Genomic DNA, 14,023 nt, shown 5'->3' with positions numbered 1-14,023 from the left:
TATGAAAAACGTTATAAATGTTTATGGGATGATTTTCTGTGGGCAGTTACCTTTCAAATATTCTAGCTTGCACAGTACAGAACAAAATTTATAGATTGCTGTTCATAAAGGAAGACAATTACAGTAAGGAGGGAAAGGAATGGGCGAAGAAAATCAACCAAATTATACGATTTCACAGGAAAACTGGTCCCTCCATCGCAAAGGATATGACGACCAACAACGCCATCAAGAAAAAGTACAAGAGGCAATTAAGAATAATTTACCCGATCTTGTAACAGAAGAAAGTATAGTTATGTCTAATGGCAAAGATGTTGTAAAAATACCAATTCGTTCTCTAGATGAATATAAGATTAGATACAATTATGATAAAAATAAACATGTTGGGCAAGGAAACGGTGACAGTAAAGTTGGTGATGTCGTTGCGAGAGATGGATCAGGTGGTCAAAAACAAAAAGGGCCAGGAAAAGGGCAAGGAGCAGGAGATGCAGCTGGGGAAGATTACTATGAAGCTGAAGTCTCTATTTTAGAATTAGAGCAGGCGTTTTTCAGAGAGTTAGAGCTGCCTAATTTAAAGAGAAAAGAAATAGATGAAAATCGGATTGAACATGTTGAATTTAATGACATTAGAAAAACAGGATTATGGGGAAATATCGATAAGAAACGAACAATGATATCTGCATATAAACGAAATGCGATGCGTGGTAAAGCATCTTTCCATCCAATTCATCAAGAAGACTTAAAGTTCCGCACTTGGAATGAAGTATTAAAGCCAGATTCAAAGGCTGTTGTGTTAGCGATGATGGATACGAGTGGATCGATGGGAATGTGGGAGAAGTATATGGCACGTAGCTTCTTTTTCTGGATGACAAGATTTTTACGAACAAAGTATGAAACAGTTGATATTGAATTTATTGCTCACCATACAGAAGCGAAAGTCGTCACAGAAGAAGAATTTTTCTCAAAAGGAGAAAGTGGCGGAACAATATGTTCTTCCGTATATAAAAAGGCATTAGAACTGATTGATAATAAATATTCACCAGACCGCTATAATATTTATCCATTCCATTTTTCAGATGGTGATAATTTAACATCAGATAACGCTAGGTGTGTAAAGCTTGTGGAAGAATTAATGAAGAAATGTAATATGTTTGGATATGGGGAAGTGAATCAGTATAATCGCCATAGTACACTCATGTCAGCCTATAAAAATATTAAAGATGAAAACTTTAGATACTATATTTTAAAGCAAAAAGCAGACGTATTTCATGCGATGAAAAGCTTTTTTAGAGAAGAATCAGGTGAGAAAATGGCATAACCTCTTTTAAAGAGGTTCTTTTTTTGTAAACTTTTTATTTTTTTAGTTGACAATGATAATGAAAATCAATATCATTTATTCGAGAAATGATTACATTTCGAATTATATATTTTGGAGGAGATGTAAAGTTGAAACAAAATAAAAGAAAACGTATAAATGCAATGATTATAGCGGCGGCGTTATCACTTCCGTTTGCTGTTTATTCAACACCTGCTTTAGCGGCAGTGGCAATTGAGGCGAATAAAACGGGACAAGGTTTAGAAGATGGTACATATGATGCTGTTATTAAAGCGTATAAAGATAAAACGAATGAAGAGTCTATGGCAGCTGTTTATATAAAGGATCCGAAATTAACAATTGAGAATGGAAAGAAAATTGTAACAGCAACGTTAAGTGATAGTGATTTCTTCCAATACTTGAAAACAGAGGATATTCATACGCCAGGTGTGTTTCATGATGTAAAGGTCCTATCAGAAGACAAAAAGAAAAATGGGACGAAGGTTATTCAATTTGAAGTTGGAGAATTAGGAAAAACATACAATATGCAAATGCATATTTATATTCCAACGATGGCCTATGATAATAAATATCAAGTGCAGTTTGAAGTAAATGCTATAAATTTAGAAAACAATGTTTCAGAAAAACAAAAGGAAAATAAAGAGGAGCAACAAGATGAAAACGGAAATGTAATATTAGATAAGCAATTACAAAAATATATTAATAAATATAACTTAGATAGAGATAATGTAGATGCGCCAATCACAAAGAAAGATTTATTACAAATTAAAACATTATCCATTTATTCAGGTAAAGGGATAAATGAAATAGCTGGTTTAGAGTATATGACAAATTTAGAGAAGTTGACGTTACGAGAGTCTAATGTAACAGATATATCAGCTATCTCGAAATTGAGAAGTTTGAAGTACGTTGATTTAACTTCTAATTCAATTGAAAGTATTCATCCAATTGGGCAATTAGAGAATATTAATATGCTTTTTTTAAGAGATAATAAAATTTCTGATCTTACACCATTAAGTAAAATGAAAAAAATCAAAACATTAGATTTAATCGGTAATAACATTAAAGATATCCAGCCATTATTTACATTATCAACTATGAAACAATTATACTTAGCAAATAATCAAATCAGTGATCTTAATGGAATTGATCGATTAAATAATGTGGAACTATTATGGATAGGGAACAATAAAATTAATAATGTTGAATCTATTAGTAAAATGAGTAATCTTATTGAACTAGAAATTGCTGATAGTGAAATAAAAGATATATCACCATTATCTCAATTAGGAAATTTACAAGTGCTGAATTTAGAAGAGAATTATATCTCTGATATATCGCCGTTGAGCACTTTAACAAATTTACATGAGATAAATCTTGGAGCAAATGAAATTTCTGACGTAAGGCCTGTTGAGGAATTAGGTAAGCGAATTTCAATTGACATTCAAAGACAAAAAATCTTTTTAAATGAAGCAAGCGTAGATGAGGAATTAAAAATCCCAGTATACAACCTTAAGGGAGAACCACTTCAAAATATTAATGTAAAAAGTGAGGGGGCTACTCTGAATAACGGATTTATAAAATGGAATAGTCCTGGAGAAAAAATATATGAATTTAAACTAGATACTAATTCTACTGAAAGTAAAATAAGATTTAATGGTACGGTTATACAGAATATAGTTGAAAAACAAAAAGAACGTGCAAATGTAATTCTCGATAAAACTTTACAACAACATATTAATAAAGAGAATTTAGGTAGAGAGAACTTAAACGCTCCTATCACAAAAGAAGATTTATTACAGGTTAAAAAATTAGAGATACTTAAAGAAAAAGGAAATGAGATAAAAGATATAACAGGTTTAGAGTACATGACGAACTTAGAAAACCTTACTTTAGAAGGAGTAGGCCTGAAAAATATTGATTTCATCTCAAACTTGAAACGATTGAATAATGTGAATGTATCTCATAATCAAATTGAAGATATAACACCGCTATCTTCATTGAAAAATTTACAGTGGTTAAATCTTACTGAGAATCGTATTACAGATGTAACGGTTCTTGGCTCAATGTTAGACTTACTTAGTTTAAAATTAGCTGAAAATGAGATTCGTGATGTAAGGCCATTAATACAATTAGGTCAGTGGGTAACAATTGATGTTAGAAGGCAAAAGGTCATTTTGGATGATGCAGAAATAAATAAAGAAGTGAAAATACCTGTATATGATTTAGAGGGAGAGCCAATTGAAAAGATTACACTAAAGAGTGAAGGTGGAACTCTTACTGATGAGGGAATCATTTGGCGTACTTTAGGAGAAAAAATATATGAATTTGATTTAGATGCAGATCATTATGAGACTGGCATATTATATAGTGGCATTGTAATGCAGAATATAGTAGAAAAATTAATACCAAAAGAAGAAGTGAAAGAACCAACAAAGGAAGTGGAAGAGTCAAAAGAAGAAGTGAAAGAACCAACAAAAGAAGTGAAAGAACCAACAAAGGAAGTGAAAGAACCAACAAAGGAAGTTGAAGAGTCAAAAGAAGAAGTGAAAGAACCAACAAAGGAAGTGGAAGAGTCAAAAGAAGAAGTGAAAGAACCAACAAAAGAAGTGGAAGAGTCAAAAGAAGAAGTAAAAGAACCAACGAAAGAAGTTGAAGAGTCAAAAGAAGAAGTGAAAGAACCAACAAAAGAAGTTGAAGAGTCAAAAGAAGAAGTAAAAGAACCAACGAAAGAAGTTGAAGAGTCAAAAGAAGAAGTGAAAGAACCAACAAAGGAAGTGGAAGAGTCAAAAGAAGAAGTGAAAGAACCAACAAAAGAAGTTGAAGAAGCGAAAGAGGAAGTAAAAGAGCCAACAAAGGAAGTGGAAGAGTCAAAAGAAGAAGTGAAAGAACCAACAAAAGAAGTTGAAGAAGCGAAAGAGGAAGTAAAAGAGCCAAAAGGAAATAATCAGGTTGTTGAAAACGAAGGCAGAACAGCAGATACTTTAAATACACAACATGTTAATAAGACGGAGGAAGGAAAGAAATCTTTACCATCAACAGGCGGTGAAGCTAGCACATCGACTTTACTTTCTGGAATAACACTTGTTCTTTCCGCACTAAGTATGTTCGTATTTAGAAAGAGGTTATTTAAGAAATAAATAACGTTTAATCTTATTATTGTATATAATTAATGTTTGTCTTTTGTGTAATAGATAGAGTAAAACCCCATTCGTATGAAAATTATATTTCATACGAATGGGGTTTGTTAATTTTCTTTTTTCTCTCAGTCATCACGGATTCAGAAGTAATTTGAGGTGCCAATTGTTACATAATCTTTTTTATTTTTTGCGGAACTTCTTTCGTTTGCGAATTAACATCTTCCTTTCGCAGCTCTTTAAATAGCGAAGCAACCATAAGAACGACTACGATAGAAAATGGTAGTGCTGCGATTATAGCTGCAATTTGTAGTGCATTTAATCCTCCAGCTTGTAATAAAAGTGCTGCAATGATCGCGATTGTTAATCCCCATATAAGTTTTAAACTATTTTTCGGTGATAAGCTTCCGTTACTCGTTTGCATTGAAACAACAAATGTTGCCGAGTCGGCAGAAGTAACGAAAAATGTGGCTACTAAAATTAACCCGATAACCGTTAAAAATGTAGAGAATGGTAGGTGCGAAATAACAGCAAATAATCCAATCTCTGTACCATTTTTTGCGATTTCATCAGCTATCCCAAGCGATTGGAACATTTCCATATGGATAGCGGTACCGCCAAATACTGCAAACCAAAATGTACAGATAAGAGTTGGGACTAATACAACTCCAATAATAAATTCTTTTATTGTGCGCCCTTTAGAAATACGAGCAATGAATGTACCGACGAATGGAGACCAAGAGATCCACCATCCCCAATAGAAAATAGTCCAGTTTTCAATCCAAGAAGAAGATTTTTCACTAAATGCTCCTAAATTTAATCCCATACTAGGTAAAGCGCCGATATAAGAACCGAGTGTAGATGTGAAATATTTCATAATAAATACAGTTGGTCCTAAAATTAAAAAGGAGACGAGTAAAATACCTGCGAGAGAGAAATTCAAGTTACTCAAATATTTAATCCCACGATCTAAGCCAGTTTGCGCACTTGTTAAATATAAAACAGCGAAGATAGCTATAAGTACGAGCTGAGTAAGTAAAGTGTTATGAATAGAAGGGAATAAATAGCTTAATCCTCCGGCAATTTGTTGAGCACCAATCCCAACAGATGGCACAATGCCAAATACTGTGGCTAAAACAGCCAAAATATCGACTGTTTTTCCGATAGGAGAATTTTTCGATCGATTAAATAATGGAGTAACTGTAGCCCCAATTGTGCTACCTTTTTGTTTGCGGAATGTGAAATATGCAATTGTTAAAGCAACCATCGCGTATAGTGACCACGGAAAGAGTCCCCAGTGGAAAAATGAATATTGCATAGCGAGTTTGGCGCTTTCCTCTGTACCTGCTTTTCCTGTTAATGGATCTGTAAAATGTGAAATCGGTTCAGCGATTCCATAGAAGAGGAGTCCAATCCCCATTCCTGCTCCAAACAACATGGATAACCAAGATGAATAGCTGTATTTTGGTCTTTCTCCATCTTTACCAAGACGAATAGAACCGTATTTTGAAAAGGCTAAATAAGTAGCTAAAACAAGCATTGTGGTCATAAGTAGAGAGTAAAACCATCCAAATTTATTGAGGATAAATGAGTTTAAAGAAGATGTGATACTTTGTAAATCATGGCCTTGTATCCAGCTTGCTGGTATGACACCCCATATAATAAATAAGGTTGTAAGCAAGATGGAGATATAAAATACACTGTTCTCTTTTTTTATCATAGAATCCCACCTTTATTTAATAAAGTTAACAATTATATTAACCATAACAATTAAAGGGTGAAATGTCAAAAAATTCTCTTTTTAATATTTGTAAAAGGGAATTTTGATTGTTATAAGTTCATAATCAGCGGAGGTTAGATAAAGGAAAGGGTGTTCACGATATGTACAAATTATAGGAAGAAATAATATGAAATATTGCATTTTATATTGTTACATCCAGATTTTATGTTAAATTCTTGAATGGAATATTAAAATAGGGGGCAAGGATATGAACAAGAAATCAAAGATCAATAAAGTGATGCTTAGCATTAGTACAATGGCTTTATCGTTAGGGGCACTTCAAACTCATGCAGTAGCGGAAGAAAAAGTACCGTATAATGTGCTAAAAACGAAACCGGTTGGAATTGAAAAGCCAGTAGATGAAGTTGGGCATGTTTCAAAAGTTGATGAAACCTTATCATTTCAAGAACGTTTAAAAGTAGGCGATTTTTCACAGCGACCAGCATCTATTACGAAGAAAACGGCAGTAAAGCAAGTTAAAGAAAGCTATTCAATGGCTGATTTAAACAAAATGAATAATCAAGAATTAGTTGAAACATTAGGCAGTATTAAGTGGCACCAAATTACAGATTTATTCCAGTTTAATGAAGACACAAAGGCCTTTTATAAAGATAAAGGAAAAATGCAAGTCATTATAGATGAATTAGCTCATAGAGGTAGTACATTTACGAAAGATGATTCAAAAGGAATTCAAACGTTTACTGAAGTGTTGCGTTCCGCTTTTTATCTGGCATTTTATAATAACGAATTAAGTGAATTAAATGAAAGAAGCTTCCAGGATAAATGTTTACCTGCTTTAAAAGCAATCGCAAAAAATCCAAACTTTAAGCTTGGTACAGATGAACAAGATACAGTCGTATCTGCATACGGAAAATTAATTAGTAATGCATCAAGTGATGTTGAAACAGTTCAATACGCATCAAATATTTTAAAGCAATACAATGATAATTTTACTACTTATGTAAATGATCGAATGAAGGGACAAGCAATATACGATATTATGCAAGGGATTGACTATGATATACAGTCGTATTTAGTTGAGGCCCGTAAAGAAGCGAATGAAACGATGTGGTATGGAAAAGTAGATGGGTTTATTAATGAAATAAATCGTATTGCTCTTTTAAATGAAGTAACGTCAGAAAATAAATGGCTCGTTAATAATGGTATTTATTTTGCAAGCCGTTTAGGGAAATTTCATAGCAATCCGAATAAAGGATTAGAGGTTGTTACACAAGCAATGCATATGTACCCACACTTAAGTGAACCATATTTTGTTGCGATAGAACAAATTACAACAAATTATAATGGTAAAGATTATAGCGGGAATACAGTAGATTTAGAGAAAATACGTAAAGAAGGAAAAGAGCAGTACTTACCAAAAACGTATACATTCGATGATGGATCAATTGTGTTCAAAACAGGAGATAAAGTATCAGAAGAAAAAATTAAGAGATTATATTGGGCTGCGAAGGAAGTAAAGGCACAGTATCACCGTGTAATTGGAAATGACAAAGCATTAGAGCCAGGAAATGCGGATGATGTGTTAACAATCGTAATTTATAATAGTCCAGATGAATATCAGTTAAATAGACAATTGTATGGGTATGAAACAAACAACGGTGGAATTTATATCGAAGAAACAGGAACATTCTTTACATATGAGCGTACACCAGAGCAAAGTATTTATAGTTTAGAAGAGTTATTCCGTCATGAATTTACTCATTATCTGCAAGGGAGATATGAAGTTCCTGGTTTATTTGGAAGAGGAGATATGTATCAAAATGAAAGGTTAACTTGGTTCCAAGAAGGAAATGCAGAGTTTTTCGCAGGCTCTACTCGTACGAATAACGTTGTACCAAGAAAGAGTATAATTAGCGGATTATCATCTGATCCTGCAAGCCGTTATACTGCAGAGCGCACACTATTTGCTAAATACGGTTCTTGGGATTTCTATAATTACTCGTTCGCATTGCAGTCTTACTTATATACGCATCAGTTTGAAACATTTGATAAAATTCAAGATTTAATTCGTGCGAATGACGTGAAAAATTATGATGCATATCGTGAAAATCTAAGTAAAGATCCTAAGTTAAATAAAGAGTATCAAGAGTATATGCAGCAGTTAATTAATAATCAAGATACATACACTGTACCAGAAGTAGCTGATGATTATTTAGCTGAACATGCAACGAAGTCGTTAACAGCGGTGAAGAAAGAAATTAGTGATACGTTGCCTATGAAAGATACAAAAATGACAAAACATAATTCTCAATTCTTTAATACATTTACATTAGAAGGTACGTATACAGGTAGTGTCACAAAAGGTGAATCAGAAGATTGGAAAGCAATGAGTAAAAGAGTAAATGAATCTTTAGAACAATTGGCGCAAAAAGAATGGAGTGGCTACAAAACTGTTACAGCATACTTCGTCAATTATCGTGTGAATAGCTCAAATGAATTTGAATATGATGTAGTCTTCCATGGAATCGCAAAAGATGATGGAGAAAATAAAGCTCCGACGGTTAATGTAAACGGGCCTTATAATGGAGTTGTAAAAGAGGGAATTCAATTTAAAAGTGATGGCTCAAACGATGAAGATGGAAAAATTGTTTCTTATTTATGGGAATTTGGAGATGGAAGCACAAGTGCAGAAGTGAATCCAGTACATGTATATGAAAGAGAAGGTTCTTATAAAGTATCGTTAAGAGTAAAAGATGATAAAGGAAAAGAGAGCAGAAGCGAAACAACTGTTACGATTAAAGATGGAAGTTTAACAGAATCAGAACCAAATAATCGTCCAGAGGAAGCAAATCGTATCGGGCTAAATAGTACGATAAAAGGTAATCTTATTGGCGGGGACCACACTGATGTTTATACATTTAATGTAGCATCAGCGAAAGATATCGACATTTCTGTTTTAAATGAGTATGGAATTGGGATGACATGGGTACTTCACCATGAATCAGATATGCAAAATTATGCGGCTTACGGTCAAGCTAATGGGAATCATATAGAAGCAAAATTTAATGCAAAACCAGGTAAGTATTACTTGTATGTATATAAATATGATAATGGCAATGGAACATACGAATTGTCAGTAAAATAAGTACTTTTCCAATGTATGTTTAACTTTACTTTTTGTGGAAAATAACCGATATATTATATAGATATATAATATATCGGTTATTTTCTAGGAGGAGCCTGTCACAATAGGTTTCTCCTGTTCTTTTTTAGAGGCCTGTCTTACAGGCTTTTCTTTAAAGGGTAAATAACTGAAAATTTAGAACGATAATCTTTGAAAGAGGTGGGGCATACACATAACAAAAAAGGGATTGTTTAAGAGAGGGGGATAAGAAATGGCTTTGTTTGGTTATCCACTTGAAACAATTTATTTATATGGATTTATTATTGCTACTATACTCACTGTAATTTATATCTTTTTTGGAGATATATTTGAATCCATATTTAGTTTTGGAGGCGGATCTGTATCCGTTGTTACTTTATTACTTAGTTTTTTCGCCATGTTATGTGGACTTAGTTATATAGGAGAATATTTATTTTCCTTTAATAGTATTCTTATTTTTGGGGCTGCATTTGCTATATCTTTTATCGGTGTATTCATCATGAAAATACTAATTTTAAAACCGATTGCAGAAGCAGAACAAAACACGGTGCAACGTATGGATGAATTCATCGGTTGCAAAGGAGAGGTCATTACGACTATTCCTACAGAAGGGTTTGGTGAAGTATTAATTTCCTCCCAATTTGGAAACAATGCAATCCTAGCTAAAACAGTTGGAAAGAAAGATATTTCGCAAGGAACAGAGGTTATTATCGAGGGAGTCCAAGATGGTGTTTTACTTGTACAGAACATCGCTTATTCTTTAAAGAAACCAAAATTATAAGGGGGAATTTACATGACGATTCCATTAATTATCGGTGGAGTATTACTCGCAATTTTAATTCTACTCATTTTAGTATTCATTACAAAGTATCGAACAGTTGGACCAGATGAAGCATTAATTGTTACTGGAAACTGGCTTGGTGGCGGGAAAAATGTAGTTACCACTGATGATGGAAAGAAGATTAAGATTATTCGTGGTGGCGGTACTTTCGTAGTTCCGATTATGCAAAGAGCAGAGCCTTTAAGTCTATTAAACTACAAATTAGAAGTGGGAACACGTGATACGTATACGAAACAAGGTGTACCGATTACAGTAAATGGTGTTTCTATTATTAAAGTAGGATCTACCATTGAAGAAGTTTCTACAGCAGCTGAACAATATTTAGGAAAAGAAACAGAAGAGTTGAAAATAGAAGCAAAAGAAGTTTTAGAAGGTCATCTACGTGCTATTTTATCTTCTATGACAGTAGAAGATGCCTATAGTAATAGAGAGCAATTCGCTCAAAAGGTACATGAAGTAGCTTCTACAGATTTAAAGAAGATGGGACTTCGCATCGTTTCCTTTACAATTAAAGAAATCATGGATAAGAACGGTTACTTAGATGCACTTGGTCAGCCACAAATTGCGATGGTTAAGCGTGATGCAACAGTTGCAAATGCAGAGCGTGAAAAAGAGGCACGAATTGAAAAAGCTCGTGCTGAGAAAGAAGCAAAAGAAGCTGAGTATCAACGTGATGCACAAATCGCTGAAGCTGAAAAACATAAAGAGTTAAAAGTACAATCTTATAAGAGAGATCAAGAACAAGCTCGCGCAGATGCAGATCTTTCCTATGAATTACAACAAGCAAAAGCGCAACAAGGTGTTACAGAAGAGCAAATGCGCGTTAAAATCATTGAACGTGAAAAGCAAATTGAATTAGAAGAAAAAGAGATTGCGCGTCGTGAAAAGCAATATGATGCAGAAGTAAAGAAAAAGGCAGATGCAGATCGCTATGCTGTTGAACAATCAGCAGAAGCGGAAAAAGTAAAACAAATGAAAAAAGCAGATGCAGATCAATATAAAATTGAAGCGGAAGCAAGAGCACGTGCAGAAGAAGTTCGTGTAGAAGGTTTAGCGAAGGCGGAAATCGAAAAAGCGCAAGGTCAAGCAAAAGCAGAAGTACAAAAAGCACAAGGTACAGCGGAAGCAGATGTTATCAGATTAAAAGGTTTAGCAGAAGCGGAAGCGAAACAAAAAATTGCAGAGGCATTTGAGTTATATGGCCAAGCGGCGATTATGGATATGGTTCTTAACATGCTTCCAAGTTATGCGAAGGAAGTTGCAAGCCCACTTAGCAACATTGATAAAATTACAGTTGTCGATACAGGTGGCGGTGGTAAAAATAGCGGCGCCGGAAAAGTTGCAGGTTATGCGACTGATTTAATGGCAACGATGCAAGAAACATTAAAAGCTTCTTCTGGCATTGATTTAAAAGAGTTATTAGAAGGATTTGCTGGAAAAGGAGCAGTACAACAATTATCAAACGATAAACCTGTTGTATCTGTAGTAGAAGATGCGAAAAAAGAAGTAGAAAAAGATAAAGAATAGTAAAGCGGGAGGAACCTCTAGTAAGTGAGATACTAGAGGTTCTTCAGTGAATTATAATATTTCGAATAATATACATTTTTATATATTGTTTTAATTATTTAATTTATATAGAATGAAAAAGGTATGTATCAATTCTTTATGATGTAGAAAAAGATAGAGAGTCTCATCGATACATTTAAATTGTATTATTTTTATAGAAAGATTAAATGTTAATTAATTACATTTAAAACGGTATGGAGGGGTAGAAGTATGTTTCAAGGGAAATTAAGGAGTAGTAGTTTAAAAACAAAGTTACTTGTATCATTTATTATTATTTTAATTCTTCCAAGTATTGTAATTGGTTGGACGTCTTATCAACAGGCGAAGACGAATTTTAATGAAACGATTTTGAACTCGGCGAAAGATAATATAAAAATTTTGGATAATGTAATTAATAAAGAATTGGATAGTAAAAAAATAGATGCAACTTATTTTACAAAATTATTCACACAATCAAGTTACCAAGCAGATCAAATTCAAAACATACAAAATAAACTAGAAGAATACAATAAACTGCATCCAGAAATGGAAGCAATCTATACAGGATCTAGTAATGGACAGTTTATTCAATCACCAGCTATTCAGATGCCAGATGGATATAATCCTACAGAAAGAGATTGGTATAAAGAGGCAGTGAAGAAAAGCGGAGAAGTAATTGTAACTGCTCCATATAAGTCAAAAACGACAGGTAATATTGTTATTACACTAGCAAAACAAAATGAGGATAAAAGTGGCGTTCTTGGGATTGACTTAATCATTAATGATATTGTTACTACTTCCAAGATGGTTAATATCGGTAAGGAAGGGTATGTAGCAATATTTGATCAAGATAAAAATGTAGTAGCGCACCCGACACTGAAGCCAGGAGAGAAATTAGAAGAGAAACTTAGTAAAGAATTGTATAAACAGGAAGCTGGGGGTGTTCATTATTCGTTAGATGGTGAAGATCGTAATATCACTTTTAAAACGAATAAGAAAACTGGATGGAAAATAGCAGGAATTATGCCTTCCAAAGAAATTATCGAAGCGGCTGAACCTATTTTCTATAAAACAATAACTGTTCTTGGAATTTCGCTACTAATCGGTGGGATTGGAATTTACTTCATTATTGCGTCTATTATTAAACCGTTAAAACAACTTGTTATATCATCGAAGAAGATTAGTGAAGGCGATTTAACAGAATCAATTACAGTTCATTCTAAAGATGAAATTGGACAGCTAGGAGAAAGCTTTAACGAGATGGCTACATCGTTACATAGTGTCATTTCCAATATAAACATTTCAGCAAGTCATGTAGCAGCATCTTCAGAAGAATTAACAGCTAGTATGAAGCAGACAAGCGAAGCAACGGAACAAATTACACAGGCGATAGAGCAAGTATCGAGTGGTGCAGAAATACAAACGAAAGAAGTTGAAGAAGGAGCAACATTGTTAGAAGAAGTTACAGAAGGAATTCAGCGTGTTGCAGATAGTTCTTCATTAGTATCTACAGCCTCTATGTATACGAAGAAAAAAGCTGAAAATGGTGGGACGTTAGTTGAAAAAACTGTGAATCAAATGCAATTAATTCATGATTCTGTTTCACAGTCAGACAAAATCATTGGTTTGTTAGACGATAAGTCGAAACAAATTGGAGCAATTCTTGAAGTGATTCAACATATTGCAGAACAGACAAATTTATTAGCGTTAAATGCGGCAATTGAGGCTGCGAGAGCTGGAGAGCAAGGAAGAGGATTTGCAATTGTAGCAGATGAAGTGCGAAAGCTAGCAGAACAATCAGGAAAGTCTTCTACGGAAATTGGAAAACTAGTGAAAGAGATTCAATTTGATATAAAAGAAACAGTAAGCTCTATGAATCAAGTTGGAACAGAAGTACAATCAGGACTTGTAGTTGCAAATGAAACGAAGCAAAGCTTTGCCGAAATATTGAAGTCTACAAATGATACAGTTGTACAAATTGATAGCATGGTAGATGTAGCAAAACAAATGACGGTAGATGCAAAGCAAGTAAGTGCATCTATTAATGAAATTGCAGCTACGATTGAAGAAAATGCGGCAAGCGTTCAAAATATTGCTGGTTCCTCTGAGGAACAATTAGCTTCAGTAGATGAAATAAATGCAGCAGCAGTTCATTTATCACAAATGGCAGAAGAATTACAAGAGATGATTGGTAAGTTTAAAATATAATAATAAACTGTTAAGAAACGAAGTAGTGCTTATGCTTCGTTTCTTTTTTTATGAA

7 protein-coding genes are annotated in these 14,023 nt (G+C 33.7%); 6 read left to right on the top strand and 1 reads right to left on the bottom strand.

Translation table 11 applies throughout. The annotated features are described in order from the left end of the window. Positions 1-139: 139 nt before the first annotated feature. The gene (gene yhbH / locus ASE54_RS31475; RefSeq protein ID WP_000503516.1) at positions 140-1,315 is read left to right on the top strand and encodes a sporulation protein YhbH; all 1,176 of its coding nucleotides are present in this window, start codon (positions 140-142) and stop codon (positions 1,313-1,315) included. 128 nt (positions 1,316-1,443) lie between these two features. Next, positions 1,444-4,473: a leucine-rich repeat domain-containing protein gene (locus tag ASE54_RS31470; RefSeq protein WP_014895177.1), complete on the top strand. Its 3,030-nt coding sequence runs from the start codon at positions 1,444-1,446 to the stop codon at positions 4,471-4,473. A 166-nt stretch (positions 4,474-4,639) separates the two neighbouring features. On the opposite strand, the gene opuD is transcribed toward ASE54_RS31470, so the two are convergent. Continuing rightward, a complete protein-coding gene (opuD, locus tag ASE54_RS31465; RefSeq protein WP_000591601.1) occupies positions 4,640-6,190 on the bottom strand; it encodes a glycine betaine transporter OpuD in 1,551 nt (516 codons plus the stop codon). Positions 6,191-6,458: 268 nt separating this feature from the next. On the opposite strand from opuD, the gene colA reads away from it, so the two are divergent. The 4 genes from colA to ASE54_RS31445 all read left to right on the top strand — a co-directional run bounded on the left by colA (position 6,459) and on the right by ASE54_RS31445 (position 13,968). Next, the gene (gene colA, locus ASE54_RS31460) at positions 6,459-9,356 is read left to right on the top strand and encodes a collagenase ColA (protein ID WP_001036433.1); all 2,898 of its coding nucleotides are present in this window, start codon (positions 6,459-6,461) and stop codon (positions 9,354-9,356) included. A 250-nt stretch (positions 9,357-9,606) separates the two neighbouring features. Then, the gene (locus ASE54_RS31455) at positions 9,607-10,155 is read left to right on the top strand and encodes an NfeD family protein (RefSeq protein ID WP_001173143.1); all 549 of its coding nucleotides are present in this window, start codon (positions 9,607-9,609) and stop codon (positions 10,153-10,155) included. A 12-nt stretch (positions 10,156-10,167) separates the two neighbouring features. Beyond that, entirely contained in the window at positions 10,168-11,742 is a 1,575-nt protein-coding gene (locus ASE54_RS31450; protein WP_000154996.1) for a flotillin family protein, read from the top strand. 249 nt (positions 11,743-11,991) lie between these two features. Further along, entirely contained in the window at positions 11,992-13,968 is a 1,977-nt protein-coding gene (locus ASE54_RS31445) for a methyl-accepting chemotaxis protein (RefSeq protein ID WP_000486201.1), read from the top strand. Positions 13,969-14,023: the final 55 nt, after the last annotated feature.

The sequence above is a fragment of the Bacillus sp. Root131 genome (assembly GCF_001429475.1).
Lineage (GTDB): Bacteria > Bacillota > Bacilli > Bacillales > Bacillaceae_G > Bacillus_A > Bacillus_A thuringiensis_S.
Note: the sequence above shows the minus strand (reverse complement) of the source record. Positions and strands in the feature narration are given on the sequence as shown.

What these genes read in the sequence shown, in the direction of transcription:
- ASE54_RS31445 (WP_000486201.1), top strand. Translation starts at nt 11,992, where the DNA reads ATGTTTCAAGGGAAATTAAGGAGTAGTAGTTTAAAAACAAAGTTACTT.
- ASE54_RS31455 (WP_001173143.1), top strand. Translation starts at nt 9,607, where the DNA reads ATGGCTTTGTTTGGTTATCCACTTGAAACAATTTATTTATATGGATTT.
- yhbH (WP_000503516.1), top strand. Translation starts at nt 140, where the DNA reads ATGGGCGAAGAAAATCAACCAAATTATACGATTTCACAGGAAAACTGG.
- colA (WP_001036433.1), top strand. Translation starts at nt 6,459, where the DNA reads ATGAACAAGAAATCAAAGATCAATAAAGTGATGCTTAGCATTAGTACA.
- opuD (WP_000591601.1), bottom strand. Translation starts at nt 6,190, where the DNA reads ATGATAAAAAAAGAGAACAGTGTATTTTATATCTCCATCTTGCTTACA.
- ASE54_RS31450 (WP_000154996.1), top strand. Translation starts at nt 10,168, where the DNA reads ATGACGATTCCATTAATTATCGGTGGAGTATTACTCGCAATTTTAATT.